At 73.3% G+C, this 16,714-nt stretch carries 16 protein-coding genes; 8 read left to right on the forward strand and 8 right to left on the reverse strand.

Translation table 11 applies throughout. From position 1 onward, the window contains the following. Window positions 1–104: 104 nt before the first annotated feature. From MTF69_RS10780 to MTF69_RS10795, 4 genes are all read right to left on the reverse strand, one after another. Window positions 105–1,526, reverse strand: coding sequence for a 3-hydroxybutyrate oligomer hydrolase family protein (locus MTF69_RS10780; RefSeq protein ID WP_243332986.1), 1,422 nt, complete (start codon window positions 1,524–1,526; stop codon window positions 105–107). 206 nt (window positions 1,527–1,732) lie between these two features. Then, complete coding sequence (locus MTF69_RS10785) at window positions 1,733–3,181, reverse strand: PHB depolymerase family esterase (RefSeq protein ID WP_374322763.1); 1,449 nt, start codon at window positions 3,179–3,181, stop codon at window positions 1,733–1,735. Window positions 3,182–3,448: 267 nt separating this feature from the next. After that, on the reverse strand, window positions 3,449–4,105 hold the full coding sequence (locus MTF69_RS10790) for a CoA transferase subunit B (protein ID WP_243332990.1): 657 nt from the start codon (window positions 4,103–4,105) through the stop codon (window positions 3,449–3,451). 1 nt (window position 4,106) lies between these two features. Further along, the gene (locus tag MTF69_RS10795; protein ID WP_243332992.1) at window positions 4,107–4,904 is read right to left on the reverse strand and encodes a CoA transferase subunit A; all 798 of its coding nucleotides are present in this window, start codon (window positions 4,902–4,904) and stop codon (window positions 4,107–4,109) included. Between the two features lie 233 nt (window positions 4,905–5,137). Here MTF69_RS10795 and MTF69_RS10800 point away from each other — a divergent pair, with 233 nt between their 5' ends. Then, window positions 5,138–5,857, forward strand: a complete 720-nt coding sequence (locus MTF69_RS10800) for a hypothetical protein (RefSeq protein ID WP_243332994.1) — start codon at window positions 5,138–5,140, stop codon at window positions 5,855–5,857. A 181-nt stretch (window positions 5,858–6,038) separates the two neighbouring features. On the opposite strand, the gene MTF69_RS10805 is transcribed toward MTF69_RS10800, so the two are convergent. Further along, window positions 6,039–6,989 (reverse strand): LysR family transcriptional regulator, encoded by a 951-nt coding sequence (locus tag MTF69_RS10805; protein WP_243332997.1) that lies wholly within the window; start codon window positions 6,987–6,989, stop codon window positions 6,039–6,041. Window positions 6,990–7,060: 71 nt separating this feature from the next. Between MTF69_RS10805 and MTF69_RS10810 the strand changes: the two genes are divergently transcribed. After that, the gene (locus MTF69_RS10810; protein ID WP_243332999.1) at window positions 7,061–7,918 is read left to right on the forward strand and encodes a reductase; all 858 of its coding nucleotides are present in this window, start codon (window positions 7,061–7,063) and stop codon (window positions 7,916–7,918) included. 127 nt (window positions 7,919–8,045) lie between these two features. Further along, window positions 8,046–9,533, forward strand: coding sequence for an FG-GAP-like repeat-containing protein (locus MTF69_RS10815; protein ID WP_243333000.1), 1,488 nt, complete (start codon window positions 8,046–8,048; stop codon window positions 9,531–9,533). A 147-nt stretch (window positions 9,534–9,680) separates the two neighbouring features. Here the strand turns inward: MTF69_RS10815 and MTF69_RS10820 are convergent, their stop codons facing one another. After that, the gene (locus MTF69_RS10820) at window positions 9,681–10,427 is read right to left on the reverse strand and encodes a GntR family transcriptional regulator (protein ID WP_243333002.1); all 747 of its coding nucleotides are present in this window, start codon (window positions 10,425–10,427) and stop codon (window positions 9,681–9,683) included. Window positions 10,428–10,707: 280 nt separating this feature from the next. Between MTF69_RS10820 and MTF69_RS10825 the strand changes: the two genes are divergently transcribed. The 5 genes from MTF69_RS10825 to MTF69_RS10845 all read left to right on the forward strand — a co-directional run bounded on the left by MTF69_RS10825 (window position 10,708) and on the right by MTF69_RS10845 (window position 15,689). Beyond that, complete coding sequence (locus tag MTF69_RS10825) at window positions 10,708–11,877, forward strand: ABC transporter substrate-binding protein (RefSeq protein ID WP_374322694.1); 1,170 nt, start codon at window positions 10,708–10,710, stop codon at window positions 11,875–11,877. Beyond that, window positions 11,877–12,785, forward strand: a complete 909-nt coding sequence (locus MTF69_RS10830) for an ABC transporter permease subunit (RefSeq protein WP_243333004.1) — start codon at window positions 11,877–11,879, stop codon at window positions 12,783–12,785. Before MTF69_RS10825 ends, MTF69_RS10830 begins: the two co-directional genes overlap by 1 nt. 200 nt (window positions 12,786–12,985) lie before the next feature. Then, window positions 12,986–13,831 carry an ABC transporter permease gene (locus MTF69_RS10835; protein WP_374322766.1) on the forward strand — a complete coding sequence of 282 codons (846 nt, stop codon included), beginning with the start codon at window positions 12,986–12,988 and terminating at the stop codon, window positions 13,829–13,831. 5 nt (window positions 13,832–13,836) lie between these two features. Further along, window positions 13,837–15,027 carry an ABC transporter ATP-binding protein gene (locus MTF69_RS10840; RefSeq protein WP_243333008.1) on the forward strand — a complete coding sequence of 397 codons (1,191 nt, stop codon included), beginning with the start codon at window positions 13,837–13,839 and terminating at the stop codon, window positions 15,025–15,027. Continuing rightward, a complete protein-coding gene (locus tag MTF69_RS10845) occupies window positions 15,024–15,689 on the forward strand; it encodes an HAD family phosphatase (RefSeq protein ID WP_243333010.1) in 666 nt (221 codons plus the stop codon). The genes MTF69_RS10840 and MTF69_RS10845 overlap by 4 nt, the downstream gene beginning before the upstream one ends. Window positions 15,690–15,719: 30 nt before the next feature. Here the strand turns inward: MTF69_RS10845 and MTF69_RS10850 are convergent, their stop codons facing one another. After that, window positions 15,720–16,211, reverse strand: a complete 492-nt coding sequence (locus MTF69_RS10850; RefSeq protein ID WP_243333012.1) for a hypothetical protein — start codon at window positions 16,209–16,211, stop codon at window positions 15,720–15,722. 64 nt (window positions 16,212–16,275) lie between these two features. Continuing rightward, window positions 16,276–16,668, reverse strand: coding sequence for a cupin domain-containing protein (locus MTF69_RS10855; protein ID WP_243333013.1), 393 nt, complete (start codon window positions 16,666–16,668; stop codon window positions 16,276–16,278). Window positions 16,669–16,714 lie beyond the last annotated feature (46 nt).

A 16,714-nucleotide genomic window follows, 5' to 3' on the forward strand; every position in this document is an offset into this window, starting at 1 on the left:
GGGCCGCGGGCGGCGCCCACGGTGCCGCACCCCACACTCGGCGCCGCCCGTATGGAGACGGTCACCATGCGGGCGGCGGCGTACGGGGTGGGGCGCGGGCTCCCTCAGGCGTCGAGCGGGCAGCTGGTCAGCAGGGCCGCGGGGGTGGCCGACGGATCCCGGGGGACGGTGTGGCCGAGCGGTGGCCGCACCCCGCGGCCGATCCAGTCCTCCAGTGCGGTGAAGGCGGCGCGGTGGCAGGGGGTGAGGGGGCGCAGCCGGTCGGGGAAGGCGTCGACGAGCGAGTCCACGTGGGTGCCACCCTCGATGCGGTAGTAGCGCAGCAGGCTCCCGCGTCCGGCCCGGCGGACCATCCCGGCGTAGACGTCGGAGTCCTGGGAGATGGGGAGCAGGACGTCGAGGGTGCCGTGCAGGGTGATCAGCGGCTTGCCGATCCGGCCGGTCAGCGCGATCCGCCGGACGGCGCGGCGGACCTCCGCGGGCCGGTCGGCGTAGGCGTAGTCGGCGTCACAGGCCGGGGTGCCGGGCGCGCAGAAGGGGGTCCCGGCCTCGACCGGACCGTCGAAGCCCGGATCGAACTCCTCGCGGTAGATCCGCTGGGTGAGGTCCCAGTAGTAGCTGTGGTGGAAGGGCCACAGGAACTCCGAGCCGGCCGGGAAACCGGCGGCGAGCATCGCCTCGTGCGCCTGCCCGGCCCGTGGCCCGCCGGCCGCGTAGACGGGGTAGGCGGCCAGCGCCGGGGGCAGGAAGGTGAGGAGACTCGGGCCGTCGGCCCGCCACAGGGTGCCCTCCCAGTCCACCCCGCCGTCGTAGAGCTCCGGATGGTTCTCCAGCTGCCAGCGCACCAGGTAACCCCCGTTGGACATGCCCGTGGCGAGGGTGCGGTCCGGGGGCCGGTGGTAGCGCTGCGCGACGACCGCGCGGGCGGCCCGGGTCAGTTCAGTGACCCGGGTGTTCCACTCGGCGACGGCATCGCCGGGGGCCCGCCCGTCGCGGTGGAAGGCGACCCCGGTGTTCCCCTTGTCGGTGGCGGCGAAGGCGTAGCCGCGCGAGAGCACCCAGTCGCCGATGGCCCGGTCGTTGGCGTACTGCTCGCGCACGCCCGGGGAACCGGCGACGACGAGTCCGCCGTTCCAGCGGTCGGGCAGCCGGATCACGAACTGCGCGTCGTGGTTCCAGCCGTGGTTCGTGTTGGGGACGGCGGCCGGGGCGGCGGTGTCGGGGAAGTAGCCGTCGATCTGGATGCCCGGCACGCCGGTGGGGACGGACAGGTCCTTGGGGGTGAGGCCGGCCCAGTCGGCCGGATCGGTGTGCCCGGAGGCCACCGTGCCGGCTGTCGTCAACTCAGCCAGACAATCGGCCTGTTGGAGTTCCGCTCCCGGCACGTGGAGGCGGGCGAGGCGGGCGCAGTGCGCGTCGGCCCCGCCGGCGGCGGCCGGGGGAGCGGGGAGCGCCAGCAGGGCCGAGGCCAGGAGGGCGACGGCCGCGGTGGCGGTGGCGGTGACGGAACGGATGGCCGGTGGCACGGGAGAGCCTCCAGAGGGCGCACGGGGACGGGGCAGTTGACTACGGGATGGGGGATGGGGGTCCGGGGGATGGGGATCGGGGGACTGGGCCGGAGGCTACGGCGCGCCGGTCGGGCGCGGACACGGCTGCGCCCGCCATGTTCGCGGCCCCGGGGATGGAGGCGGGCGCCATGGCGGGCGGCCGGGCCGGTGGGCGGCCGGGCGGTTCAGGGGCAGCCGGCGTCGGCGATGACGAAGTAGCCGGCGGGCGCCTCCTTCAGCGTGTGCGTGACGAAGAGGTTGTAGAGGCCCAGATTCTGCCCCGAGCCCTTGGCGTACGCGTAGCTCCCGTCCGTCGTGGCCCGGCCCGCTTGCACCTGCTGGTAGTTGTTCGCCTTCCAGCACGCCACGGGCGCGCCGGTCGTGGTCGCCGTGACCGGTGCGGAGCGGGCCCCGGCCGTTCCCGCGGCGTCGCGGGCCGCCACCGTCCAGCTGTGACCCGTGCCGGGGGCGAGGCCGCCGTCGGTGTGAGGGGGGCCGGACGGGGTGGCGACGTGGACCCCGTCGCGGTAGACGGCGTAGTCGGCGGCGCCCGGCACCGGGTCCCAGATGAGGGTGACCGTGGTGTCGCCGACGGCGGAGGCGGCCAGGCCGGAGGGCGCGGGCAGGGTGCCGGGGTCGGGGTCGGTCGCTGAGCCGTCCAGGCCGAAGAACTTCGAGATCCAGTGGGCGGAGCAGATCGAGGCGAGGAAGTACGCCGCCCCGGTGTGCCCGCACTGCGCAGGACCGGAGCCCGGATCGACCGGGGTGCCGTGCCCGATGCCCGGGACCCGGTCCACCTCGACGGCCACCGTGCCGTCGGCGGCCGGGTACTCCTCCTGGCGGGTCGCGTCCGGCCCGATGACGGAGGTGCGGGCGGGAGTCTGCGGGAGCCCGTGCACAGCCGTCCACTGGTCGCGCAGCTCGTCGGCGTTGCGCGGGACGACGGTGGTGTCCGCGTCGCCCTGCCAGATCGAGACGCGGGGCCAGGGGCCGGTCCACGCCGGGTAGGCGTCGCGGACCAACTGGGCCCAGGCGGCCGGGGACTTGTCCACCCCGGGGTTCATGCACGTGTAGGGACTTGCGCCCTTGGCGCAGTCGTAGGGCAGCCCGGCGATCACCGCCCCGGCCGCGAACACGTCCGGGTAGGCCGCGAGCATCACCGAGGTCATGGCGCCGCCGGCCGACAGGCCGGTGACGAACGTGCGGGCGGGGTCGGCGGAGTAGGCGGAGACGGCGTGGGCGGCCATCTGCTGGACGGACGCGGCTTCGCCCTGGCCGCGCCGGTTGTCCGCGGCCTGGAACCAGTTGAAGCACTTGTTGAGGTTGTTCGCGGAGGTCGTCTCCGCGAAGACAACCAGGAACCCGTCGCGGTCGGCGAGTTCGGGCAGTCCGGAGTTGTCCGCGTAGGTCTGGGCGTTCTGTGTGCAGCCGTGCAGGGCGATCACCACGGGCGGGTGGGCCGGGAGTGAGGCCGGCCGGTAGACGTACATGGTGAGCTGCCCCGGATTGGCCCCGAACCCGGTGACCCGCTGGAGCGCGACGGCCGCGACGGCGGGCGAGGCGGGCCCGGCCACCACCCCGCCCACGGCCAGCAGCACCAGGGCGAGCAGGCGTACGAGGGCCCGGCGCGTCAGCCCGTACGTCCGCCCGGGCGGTCGGCGACGGCCTGTGGCCGGGGTGTCGGTGTCGGTCGATCTGCTGCGCAAGGACATTGAGACTCCCTGAGGTGGCGGGCAGGGTGCGGGCCCGTCGTCCCGGGCCCGCGGTGCCCGCCACCGTAGGAGCGGCTCACCCCGCCGCGGCATGGCGTGGAGCCCCACAGTCGGACCCCCGCTTGACCGGCCCGTGAGGGTTGTGGGAGCTCCCGCCCGCTGCTATTGAGCCACCGGATCAGGACAGGTTCAGCCGGCCGGGATCCCGCTCGTGCAGTCCACCGCGAGCTCCGCTTCCGTGGCCGTGCGGACCTCGTCCAGCGAGACCCCGGGAGCCAGTTCGCGGAGCAGGAATCCCTCCGGGGTGACGTCGAGGACCGCGAGGTCGGTGATCACCCGGTGGACGACGCCCCGCCCGGTCAGCGGCAGCGTGCACCGCTCCACGAGCTTCGGCGTGCCGTCCTTGGCGGTGTGCTCCATGAGCACGATCATCCTGCGCGCGCCGTGCACCAGATCCATCGCGCCGCCCATCCCCTTGACCATCTTCCCGGGGATCATCCAGTTGGCCAGGTCGCCCGAGGCCGACACCTGCATGGCGCCCAGCACGGCCACGTCGACGTGCCCGCCGCGGATCATGCCGAAGGACAGCGCGGAGTCGAAGAAGGAAGCCCCCGGCAGGACCGTGACCGTCTCCTTGCCCGCGTTGATCAGGTCCGGGTCCACCCCCTCGGCCACCGGGTACGGGCCCACGCCGAGGATGCCGTTCTCCGACTGGAACACCACCTCGACCCCCGCCGGAAGGTGAGGGGGGATCAAGGTCGGCAACCCGATCCCCAGGTTCACGTACGTACCGTCCGTCAGCTCACGGGCGGCGCGGGCCGCCATCTGCTCGCGCGTCAAAGCCATGTCACACGCCGCCTTGCTGGTCGGGGAGGAGGGCCGTCCGCACCGTGCGGCGCTCGACGCGCCGCTCCGCCGCCGGATCGCCGGGACGGACGCGGACCACCCGCTGGACGAAGACGCCCGGCAGGTGGACGGCGTCCGGATCCAGCTCGCCCGGCTCGACCAGCTCCTCCACCTCCGCGATGGTGACGCGCCCCGCCATGGCGGCGAGGGGATTGAAATTGCGGGCCGAGGCATGGAAGACGAGATTGCCGTGCCGGTCCCCGGCCGCCGCCCGCACCAAGGCGAAATCGGTGGTGATGCCCTCCTCCAGGAGGTACTCCCGGCCGCCCCAGCTGCGCAGCTCCTTGGGCGGCGAGGCCACGGCGACGCCCCCGTCGGCGCGGTAGCGCCACGGCAGGCCGCCCTCCGCGACCTGCGTCCCGGCCCCGGCCGGGGTGTAGAACGCCGGGATGCCCGCGCCGCCGGCCCGCAGCCGCTCGGCGAGGGTGCCCTGCGGGACCAGTTCCACCTCGAGTTCGCCGCTCAGGTACTGCCGGGCGAACTCCTTGTTCTCTCCCACGTACGAGCTGGTCATCCGGGCGATCCTGCCCTCGCGCAGCAGCAGCCCCAGCCCCCAGTCGTCCACCCCGCAGTTGTTCGACACCACGTCCAGGCCGCGTACCTCGGCGCGCTCCAGCAGCGCGCCGATCAGCACGCCCGGCACCCCGCACAAGCCGAAGCCGCCCACCGCGAGCGAGGCCCCGGCGGGGATGTCCGCCACCGCCCCGGCCGCGCTCGCGACTTCTTTGTCCAGCCCCATCGCACACCCTCCTCCGTCCGGCCCGTGGCCGCCGGCCACCCGAACGGGCCGGAACGCGGCCGGGCCGGCCCGACCGACCCTAGGAACCGCCGGCCCGCCCTGGCCATGGCGGCCGGGCACACACCGGACCGCCGCACTGTGTGTGCCCGGCGCCAGGCAGAATCGGGGGAACCGGCTGAGCCGGAGGTACGTCAGAGCCGTGCCGATCCGGCACCGGAGAACGAGGGGGACACATGGTGCGTCGAACCACCGAGATACGCCTGCGGGTGGCGAAGGCGAAGGCGAGGGCGAAGTCGGCCGTGGGCGTCGCCGTGAGCGTGGGCGCCGCGGCGGTACTGCTCACCGGCTGCGGGAATGCAGTCGTGGCCGACCCGGTCGATCCCGGCGGGCAGGCAGCCCAGCCCGTGCAGCCCGTCCCGTCCAAGATGGCCCGGACGTGCCCGGAGACCGGCTCCACCGCACCGCGGCCGGCGCCGACGCTGATCGACGGATCCCCGGCCAACACCCCCGAGGGCGAGCGGCTCTCGCAGGCGATCGGTGCGCAGGGCGACGGCGCCTTCGCCGACATCTACTCCACCCAGATCACCGACCATCCGGCCGGCCGGGTCGCCCTGTGCGTCACCGACCTCGCCCGCGGCCGGCTCCTGGTGGAGGCCGCACACGCGGCGGACCCGGAGGCGGACCCGGCCCGGGCCGACTTGTACCTGAGCAAGTACGCGCACCGGACCCTCCAGGCCGCCGGCGACAAGCTCATCGACCTGAAGGCCGAGTTCCCGATCTACAGCGTCGGCGCCGCCCACGGAGCGGTCGTGAACGTCACCACCAACGAGGCGGGCGCCAACTCCGCTGCATTCAAGGCACAGCTGGAGAAGGCCACGGGCGGCATCCCCGTCGCCGTCAGGAAGGGCGAGCAGCCCACCCTCCTGGAGGGACCGCTGCCCGCCGCACCCTGACCCGCGTCGAATGCGGATCCCGCCCGGACTCCGCTACGGGTCCGGGCGGCGGGCGCGAGCCGGATCGCGGCGCAGGCGAGTTACTCGTACGGATCGGGGACGCGGCCCGCGAGGCCGGTCAGCCGATCGAGGAGATCGGCGGGCAGGGTCGGATGGGCGGCGAGGCCGCACAGCAGCGGGATCACGGGCGGACCGACCCGGCCAGGGACTCGGCCAGGGCCGTGGCGTGGGGGTGCGGGCGGCGCCGACGTGGCGACAGCACGCCGATGTGCCGTGCGGGGCACGGGGGTTCGACCGGTACGACCGTCACGCCGTCGGGATCCCCACCCCCATCGCCAGCCCCGATTCCAGCCCCGGTTCCGGCCCCGGGACCGTCCGCCGACGCCAGTGCGACCCGGGGGATCAGCGCGACGCCGACGCCCGCCTCGACGAGGGAGCGGGCGAAGAAGTAGTCCGTGGTGGAGGCCGCCACCCGGAGGTCGAAACCGGCCCGTTCCGCGTACCGGCGGAGGTACGCCCCGGTCTTGAGGCAGCCCAGCACCCAGCGGTCGGAGGCGAGTTCGGCCGGAGCGATCGACTCGCGCCCCGCGAACCGGTGTCCCGGGGGCAGGACCAGCGCAAGCGGGTCCTCCATCAGCGGCAGCCAGTCGAGCGCGGCCGCCGGTGGCAGCGGCAACGGCCCGTCGAAGTGGTAGGTCAGCGCGAGATCGGCGGCGCCCGAGCGGACCATGGGCATGGCCTCCTCCGGCTCGGCCTCCAGGACCGTCAGCTCCACCTCCGGATGCGCCGCGACGAACCGGGCGAGCGCGCCCGGCAACAGCCGCCGGCCCCCGCTCACGAAGGTGGCGACGGTCAGCCGCGGCCGCTCGGCGGTGACCCGGTCGATCTCGTGGCGCACCCGGTCGAGCTCCGCCGACACGGCCTCCGCCGCCTCCACCAGCAGCCTGCCCGGCTCGGTGAGCGTGATCCCGCGCGTACTGCGCACGGCGACGGGATGACCGAGGCCGCGCTCCAGGGCCGCGATGTGCTGGGAGACGGCCGAGGGCGTCAGGAGCAGCGCCCCGGCCGCCTTGTTGAAGCTGCCGTGCTCGGCCACGGCGCGCAGGATGCGCAGCCGCTGCACATCGATCATCAGTTTCCCTTACGACGCGTTCAGCACTTCGGTAGTTCCGCTGGGGACGGTACAGCGGCAGAGTCCCGGACATGCAGCAGATTCTCGTCATCGGCGGAAGCCGCTATTTCGGAAAGCACCTGGTCACCCTGGAGCGGGACGCCGGGAACGAGGTGACCGTCCTCAACCGGGGATCCGCCGCCCCGCCCCGCGGCATCGGCCACCTGATCGCCGACCGGGAGGACGAAGCGGGGCTTCGCGCGGCGCTGGGGGAGCGCACCTTCGACGTGGTCTTCGACCAGGTCTGCTACACGCCCCGGCAGGCGGAGATCGCCCGCCGCGTCTTCGCAGGCCGCACCGGGCGGTACGTGATGACCTCGACGATGGAGGTCCACGACCCCGCACCGCCCACCCCCGAGGCGCGCGCCTACGCCGAGGGCAAGCGGCGGGCCGAGGCCGTCCTGGGGGCGGAGCCCGCCTTCGGCCACGTGGCCGTGCGCACGGCGCACGTACTCGGCGGCGGCCGGGCGGAGTTCACCGGCCGCCTCGCGCACTACGTGGAGCGGATCGGCGCCGGGATCCCGGTGGCCGTGCACGAGGCCCCGTACCCGACCTCCTTCATCCACCACCACGAGATCGCCCGCTTCCTGCACTGGGCCGGGCAGCGGGACTTCACCGGGCCGGTGAACGCCGCCTCGCACGGGGAGCTCGACGTGCTCGGGCTGTCCGGGGCCGTCGCCGAGCGGGTCGGTCGGGCGCTGCGCCTGCGGACCGTCGCGGCCGGCTGCGAGGCCTCGCCGTTCTCCTTCGACCGGGCCTACGCGATGGACAACGGCCGGGCCGCCGCGCTCGGCTTCCGCTTCGGGCAGCTCACGGACTGGCTCCCGGAGGCCATCGCGGAGACCGCCGCGGAGGCCGCCGTGGAGACCCCTGCGGGGATCTCGCGATGATCACCGGAACGGACCGGTTCCGGGTGAATCCGTTGATGCGCCGCGGCGCGGACATCCGTACAACCATCCCGCTCCGGCAGGGGTCTTAGAGGCGAATGTTCGATCGAATCTCCAGGGGGAAACGGACGTGCGACGCCACACCCGTCACGCCATTGCGCTCGTCGCGACGATCACCACACTGACCGGAGGCCTGCTGGTCTCCACCGGCACCGAGGCCGAGGCGGCCACCGCCGGGCCCGCGCCCACCCGGTACGCCGACGACTTCAACGGCGACGGCTATCACGACCTGGCGATCGGTGCCCCGAACTCCGCCGTGAATGTCACGGGCACCGACGGGGTCACCACCGAGGTGGCCAACGCGGGCTACGTGACCGTCTCCTACGGCGGCAAGTACGGGGCCCAGAAGACCGGCCTGAAGGTCATCACCCAGAACAGCCCCGGAATGCCGGGCGACCCGAAGAAGGACCAGCGCTTCGGTGAGGTCCTCACCACCGGCGACTTCAACGCCGACGGTTACGCGGACCTTGTCGTGGGCACCCGGGACAACTACGACCGGGGCACGAGGCCCGGCCACGTCACCCTGATCTGGGGCAGTGCCACGGGGCTGAAGGACGCCATCTCACTGGCCGACCCGCTCAAGAGGATCGGATTCGGCGTCGCCTTGAAGGCTGGTGACTTCACCGGTGACGGGAAGACCGACCTCCTCGTCGGCTACTCCACCACGCTCGAACTGTTCCGGGGCCCCTTCACGGCGGACGGGTCGCCCGTTTCGACCCACCGGCTGGACCTCGGCCGCCAGTACCCCGTCTTCCATCCGGGAGAGGCGCAGAACCGGATCGCGGTGGGCCGGATCAACAAGGGCGCCATCGACGACCTCGTCGTCCTCGGCGAGAGGCAGGACCCCGCCGCTCCGATCCGGGGCCGCGTGCTCTTCGGCGGGACGTCCGGACTGCGCCTCACCCCGGTCACCATCCGCGGCGGAGGCAGCGTCGCCATCGGGGACTTCGACAAGGACGGCTACGGCGACATCGCCGTGGGCGACTCCGAGACCCAGATCGACACCATCCGCGCGGCGGGTCTGGTCCGGGTCAGCTTCGGTTCCTCCACGGGTGTGAACGAATCCCGCGGCTACCAGACGTTCACCGAGGACACCTCCGGCATCCCGGGCGGCGTGGGCACGGGTGACCGCTTCGGCCAGTCACTGGCCGCGGCCGACCTCAACCTGGACGGCTACGCCGAGCTGATCGTCGGTGCCCCGGGTGAGCGGAAGGCCGCCTGCGGCTGGGGCTGCGACGTCACCGGTGGCGGCCTCTACGTGCTCAAGGGCACGTCCAAGGGCGTCACCGGCACCGGGGCCGCCTGGTACGCGCACAACGCGCCGGGCCTGCCCGCCCCCGCCGGCACGTTCCGCATCCCCTCGCTGCTCAAGGTCACCGACCTGAACAACGACAAGCAGCCCGAGCTCACCTTCGCGGTCGCGGCGACCGTCCCGCAGGTCTGGTCCGTCGGCACGAAGGACGGCAAGGTCGCCGGGACCGCGCCCACCCGCGTCGTCAACCCGCCGACCGACCCCCAGGTCAAGGTCGGCAACGAGTTCGGCGTACTCGCCCGCTGACAGGCCCCCGCCCGCTGAACCAAGCCCCCGGGCCGCGCGCGCCACTGCGCCACTGCGCGCCACTGCGCCGCGCCGCCGGTCCGGGGGCTCCTGGGTCCCGGAGCCCAGGAGCGGAGGGGGGTACAAGAACCCACCAGGCGGAGCAGGCTAGCGGTCCCCGGCCCGGCGCTCCAAGGGCGTTGCTACTGCCGAGTTGTTCACACTGAAGGTCACGCTTCCCGCCCGGTAGCGGTCGTCTGACCACTCGATGGGGCGGCCCGTCCGGGTCGCGGAGACGTGCCGCTGGCGCAAAAGAGGGCTGCCGCGGCGGATCTCCAGCAGCCGGGCGTCCTCGCTGCCGGCGGGAAGCGCGTCGATGAGGTGCTCGCCGTAGTGGGCCACGATCCCGGAGTCGTCGGCCAGCCCGTCCATCACCGAGCGGCAGTCCTCGGGCATCGCCTCGACCGCTGCCGCGACCCAGTCGGCGTAGGCCGTCCGTTCGACCATCGTCGGCTCCCCGTCGAGCAGTCGCAGCCGCAGGACGGCCAGGATCTCCGTGCCGGCCGGCAGAGCCAGCCGGTCGGCCTCCTCGGCGGTGGCCGGCCGGCGGGTGCGCGACAGGAAGCGGCTCGCGGCCTGGTGGCCGACCCCCTCGGCCCACTGGGCGAAGCTGTTGAGTTCGCCGAAGCTGTGCTTGCGCTCGTGGCGCAGGACGATCCTGCGGGCCCCCTGCCGGGAACCGATCAGCCCCTCGGCGGCGAGCGTCGCCACGGCCTGGCGGACGGTCCCGCGGGAGGCCGACCAGTGTGCCGCCAGATCGCTCTCCGAGGGCAGTTGGGCGCCCACCGGGTACTGGCCGGAGAGGATCGACCGGCGCAGCGCCTCGGCGATCTCCAGATACCGCACCGTAGCCATGCTGTCCTGTTCCCCCTCGTGTGGATGTGCGTACAGGCCCCGCCGCCCGGCGCCTGTCGCGCCGCCCTCAACCCTAGGCCGTGCCGAGCCCGAAGATCATCTTGAGGGTCGTCCGTCACGTCTGTATCCGGCCAGTCTCCGCTCTTCGTCGAGACGTGCTCCACGGGACAGACGCCGTTCACCGTCCGTACAGAGGCCCAGGGCGAACTGGAGCCAACTTGTTCAGACAAGTGAAACCCCTCCACGCGTTCTTCATGCGTTTTCGTCTCCGGGAGAGACCGTGCTCAGTTCCTCCGCCCGTCGCGGTGCGGCCGTCCTGCTCAGTGCCGCCGTGCTCACCACGCTCAGCGCGTGCGGCGCCGCACCCGACAAGACCGCCGGCTCCGCCGGTGGCGACGGCAAGAACAAGACCCAGCCCGGCGCCGCCACCTCGGTCGCCGACTTCGGCGGCCTGGAGGGCCTCGTCGCGGCCGCCGAGAAGGAGGGCGAGCTCAACGTCATCGCGCTGCCCGCCGACTGGGCGAACTACGGCGAGATCCAGAAGGCGTTCGCGGCCAAGTATCCCAAGGTCAAGATCAACGCCGAGAACCCGGACGCCTCCAGCGCCGACGAGATCGCAGCCGTCAAGTCCCGCAAGGGCCAGACCCGCGCCCCCGACGTCCTGGACCTCGGCATCGCCTTCGCCCGCAGCGGCGCCGCCGAGAACCTCTTCGCCCCGTACAAGGTCACCGCCTGGGACCAGATCCCCGCCGCCCAGAAGGACGCGGACGCCCGCTGGTACAACGACTACGGCGGCTACGTCTCCATCGGCTGCGACGCCGCCCGCATCCCGAACTGCCCGCAGTCCTTCGCCGACCTGGCCAAGCCCGAGTACAAGGGCAAGGTCGCCCTCAACGGCAACCCGACCAAGTCCGGCTCCGCCTTCGGCGGCGTCTACGCGGCGGCCCTGGCCAACAAGGGGTCCTTCGCGGACATCCAGCCCGGCATCGACTTCTTCGGCCGGCTGAAGAAGAGCGGGAACTTCATCCCCGTCGAGTCCACCCCGGCCACCGTCGAGAAGGGTGAGACCCCCATCTCGATCGACTGGGACTACCTGAACGCCGGCTACGCCGAGCAGTTCAAGGGCAAGGGCGTCGACTGGAAGGTGGCCATCCCCACCGACGGCGTCTACGCCCAGTTCTACTCGCAGGCCATCAACAAGGACGCCCCGCACCCGGCGGCCTCCCGCCTGTGGATGGAGTTCCTGTACAGCACCGAGGGCCAGAACCTGTGGCTCAAGGGCTATGCCCGCCCCGTGCTGCTGCCCGCCATGACCCAGGCCGGCACCGTCGACAAGGAAGCCGTCACCAAGCTGCCGCAGGTCCAGGGCACCCCGGCCTTCCCGGCCTCCACCGAGCTGGACAAGGCCAAGGCCACCCTCGCCGAGAAGTGGGACAAGGCCCTCAGCTGATGTCCGCCTCCACCACCCTCCCCCACTCGACGGGGACCGCCGGCGGCAGCACCACCCGCCGCCGGCGGCGCGGCCCGCGCACCTGGCTCGCCGCCCTCCCGCTCCTCGCCTTCACCGCACTGTGCTTCGGCGTCCCGCTGGGCGCCATCGCCTTCGGTGCGGTCACCCGTACGGACCCGGTGAGCGGCGCCACCGAAGCGACCGGCGAGCACCTGGCCCGCTCCCTCCAGGGGCCCTACCTCGGCTCGCTCATCGGCAGCGTCCAGCTCTCCGCCCTCACCGCACTCGTGGCCGGGGTGCTCGGCGTCCTCATCGCGCAGGCCGTCGTCACCTCCCCCTCCCGCGCCCTGCGCGGGGCGACGCTGACCGCCTCCGGCGTCCTCGCCAACTTCGGCGGCGTTCCCCTCGCCTTCGCGTTCATCGCCACCGTCGGGATCTCCGGGGTCGTCACCCAGCTCGCCGACCTGACCGGCCTCGGCTGGAACCTCTACTCCTTCACCGGCCTCACCGTGGTCTACCTCTACTTCCTGACCCCGCTCATGGTGCTGGTGACCGTCCCCGCGCTCGACGGACTGCGCCCGCAGTGGCGCGAGGCCGCCCAGAACAACGGGGCGAGCGGATGGCAGTTCTGGCGCCACGTCGGCCTGCCCGTCCTGGCACCCTCCCTGCTCGGCGGGTTCGTGCTGCTCTTCGGCACGGCCTTCGCCGCGCACGCCACGGCCGCCGCCCTCGTCGGCGGCTCCGTCCCGCTGGTCACGCTCAAGATCGCGGACGCCCTGTCCGGGAACGTGCTGACCGGCCAGGAGAACGTGGCCCTGGCCCTCGGCCTCGACATGATCGTGATCGCCGGCCTGGTCATGGCGGTCTACCTGCCCCTCCAGCGACGGAGCGCCCGATGGCTGCGATGACCCCGACGCCCGCCCCGAACGACGAGGCCGCCTCGGCGGCCAGCGCCGCCGCGCACGCCACGCCCGCCGCGGCTGCCGGTCCGGCCGTCGCCGTCGCCGTCGCCGTCGCCGCGGACGGTGAGCGGGACCGGCCCGAACCCCCGGCCCGTACGCCGCGCCGGGCGCGCCCCCGCTCCCGGCCCCGGGTGTGGCGCGGAGCGGTGCTCGGCCTCGCGGGCGCGTACTTCGTCCTCCCGCTCCTCGCCTCCTTCGTGTTCACCGTGCACGTCCCCGGCCAGGGCATCAGCTTCGAGGCGTACACCCAGCTGCTCTCCGCCGAAGGGTTCACCGAGAGCCTGCTGCTCTCGCTGGGCCTCGCCGCCGCGACCATCGCCGCCTCGCTGCTCCTCGCCGTGCCCGCGCTGGTCGCCGTACGCATCGGCTCGCCGCGCCTGCGCCCGGTCGTGGAGGTGATGTGCATGATGCCGCTGGTGGTGCCGCCGATCGCGCTGGTCACCGGTATCACCACGGTGCTGCGCTGGGGTCCCGAACACCTCTCCACGACCCCGCTCTACCAGACCTTCCTCGCGGTCCAGAACCCGGACTTCCCCGTCGTCCTGGTCCTCGCATACACCGTGCTCGCACTGCCCTTCGTCTACCGCTCCCTCGACGCGGGCCTGCGCGCCGTCGACGTCCCGACCCTGGTCGAGGCCGCCCGCAGCTGTGGCGCGAGCTGGCCGTACGTGGTCCTGCGCGTGATCCTGCCGAACCTGCGGGCCGCCCTCGCCGGAGCCGGATTCCTCACGCTGGCCCTGGTCCTCGGCGAGTTCACGATCGCCTCACTGCTCGGCTTCCAGCCCTTCGCCGTGTGGATCGTGTCGATCTCCGGAGCGCACGCCCGCATGTCGGTGGCCGTCTCCGTCCTCAGCCTCCTCATCACCTGGTTGCTGCTGCTCCTCCTCTCCCGGGCCGGCACCGCCCCCGCTACCGTGTCTGCAGGACCCTCGCGCAACTCCCGCACCTCCCGTACCCCTCGCACCTCCCGTACCTCCGGCAAGGAGTCCTGACCCGCATGTCCCTCACCCTTCCCGAGGCCAGGAAGTCCGCGGATGGCGAAGCGGCCACCGGCGGAGCGCGCGTCGAATTCCGCGGCCTGCGCCGGGCGTTCGGCTCCACCGTCGCCCTCGACGGACTCGACCTCACCATCGAGCCCGGCGAACTCGTCGCCCTGCTCGGCCCGTCGGGCTGCGGAAAGACCACCGCGCTGCGCGTCGTCGCCGGCTTCGAACAGCCCGACTCCGGCGAAGTGCTCCTCGACGGACAGGACATCACGCGGATCCCGGCCAACCGCCGGGACGCCGGCATGGTGTTCCAGTCGTACAGCCTCTTCCCGAACCTCAACGCCCGCGACAACGTGGCCTTCGGCCTGCGCGTCCGCAAGGTCGGCGCGGCCGCGCGCCGCGAGCGCGCCGCCGAGCTGCTCGACCTGGTCGGCCTGCCCGACCACGGCGACCGCTACCCGCACCAGATGTCCGGCGGCCAGCAGCAGCGCGTCGCACTCGCCCGCGCCCTCGCCCTGCGCCCCCGCGTCCTGCTGCTCGACGAGCCGCTCTCCGCGCTCGACGCGAAGGTACGGGCCAGCCTGCGCGAGGAGATCCGCCGGCTCCAGCTCTCCCTGGGCATCACCACGGTTTTCGTCACGCACGACCAGGAAGAGGCCCTGTCCATGGCCGACCGGGTCGCCGTGCTCAACGCCGGCCGTCTGGAGCAGTGCGCCGCCCCCGCCGAGCTCTACGAGCGGCCCGCGACCCCCTTCGTCGCCGAGTTCGTCGGCACCATGAACCGGCTCCCCGGACGGCTGTCCGGCTCCGGCACGGTCGAAGTGGCCGGCTCCCGGCTGCCGGTGGACGGCCCGGTGCCTTCCACCCCCGACGTCGAGGTGCTCGTACGGCCCGAGAACATCACCGTGACGGCGGCCGCGGACGGTGCCGAGGGCGCGGCCACCGTCGTATCGGCCTCGTTCTTCGGGTCGGTGACCCGGCTCCACCTGGACCTGCCCGACGGCATCCGCATCAAGGCCGACCTGCCCTCGCGCGAGGCCGGAGCCCTGGTACCGGGCGCGCGGGCGGCTGTGGGGCTGGCCGAACGCCCCGTCCTCGTCGTCGCCACCGCGGCCGCCACGGCCACGGCCACCGCCTCAGCCTCAGCCTCAGCCTCAGCCTCAGCCTCAGCCTCAGCCTCAGTCTCAGGGGAAGCCTCATGACCGGACTCGCCGCCGTCCTCTTCGACATGGACGGCACCCTCGTTGACACCGAGGTCCTGTGGTGGCAGACCACCGCGGAGGTCGCCGCCGGCCTGGGCCACGCACTGACCGACGCCGACGCGCCCGAGGTGGTCGGCCGGGCGGTGGAGGACACCGCCGCGCACCTCGTACGGGTGGCCCGTGCGGGGGACGCCGGGGAAGTGGCGCGGGCCCTGACCGACAGCTTCTTCGCACGGGTGGAGCAGGGCGCGCCGATGCGGCCGGGCGCGCAGCGGCTGCTGACCGCCCTGGAGGCGGAAGGCGTGCCGTTCGCGCTGGTCAGCGCTTCGCCGAGGGTGGTCGTGGACTCGGTGGTGGGCGGCTCGCTGGCCCATGTCCCCTTCGCCTTCACGCTGTCCGCCGACGACACATCCCTGACGAAGCCGCACCCGGACCCCTACCGGGCCGCCGCGGCGCGCCTCGGTGCGGAGCCGTGGGGTTGCGTGGCGGTCGAGGACTCCCCGGACGGCGCGGCCTCGGCGGAGGCGGCCGGCTGCGGGGTCCTGGTGGTGCCGTCCCTGCTGGACGTCCCCCCGACGCCGGTACGCACCTTCGCGACCTCCCTCACCGAGGTCACCCCGGACACCCTGCGGGCCTGCCTGGTCGCTCCGCTGGGGGTGTGACGGGACCGGGCCGCCTCCGAGAGGGACGGTCTAGTCCATGAGGTCGAGCAGGCTCAGGATTCCCTCCGCGTAGGCGGCCGATTCGGAGCCCGGGCGCCGGGACGCCGTGTCGCGCAGTCCGGGCAGGCCGGAGCGGATGTGCGCGGCGCACTGGCCGTACAGGCCGGCCTCGTGCGAGGAACCGTCGTCCTCCGCGCCGAGGAGGCGCAGCAGCGCCCACAGCAGGGCCTCGCGCGTCGACTGCCGGGGCGGGCCGGCGAACCAGACGGCCATCAGGACCCCGCACACCGCAGGGGCGGGCGGCCGCAGCACGCCCTGGTGGAAGGCGTGGCCCTCCAAGGCGCGGAACGCGGCCGGGTGCCCCTCGGCCGCGTCCCACAAGGTGTCCGCGAGATGACCGAGATGACCGGCCGGGCGGCCGCAGCCGCATTCGATGGAGTTCCAGTCGTGCCGGGCGATCTCCCGGGCCACTGCGTCGGGCACCAGCGGGCTGGTGCGGGGCTGCTTCTCCGTCGTTCTCACGGGAGAAGTATGGGATCAAGCCAGTGGCCAGTCCAGAGCGGCCTGCCCGGAGGGGACCAGGGAATCAGCCGCCGTGCCCCTGACAGCCACAGCCCTTCGCCGCGGCGCGCGGCAGCCCCTCGGTGAACTCGCTCTGCGAGAACACCGCCAGGACCGTCGCCGGCTCGGTGCCGTGGTTGACCAGGGTGATCTCCTTGCCGGCCGGCAGCATCGCGAAGGTGCCCGGAGCCACCGTCTTGGCACCGCACCCGCACGAGGCCTCCACCGTTCCGGCGACGCCGGTGAGCAACAGCTCGGACGTCCCGTGCGCGTGGGCCGGGATCGTCCCGCCCGCCGGAACCCGGATCCGGACCGCCGCGAGCGCGCTGAACGGACCGCCCGCGGGGTCGAGGCGCAGCGCCGGGCCGCCGGTGTCGGTGGCGGTGTCGGGAGCGGTGTCGATGGTCATGCCGAACATGGGTGGTTCCTCTACGCGTTGGTGCGCGGCAGCCGCCTGCGCGGGC

It is taken from the genome of Streptomyces sp. AP-93 (assembly GCF_022808175.1).
Taxonomy (GTDB): domain Bacteria; phylum Actinomycetota; class Actinomycetes; order Streptomycetales; family Streptomycetaceae; genus Streptomyces.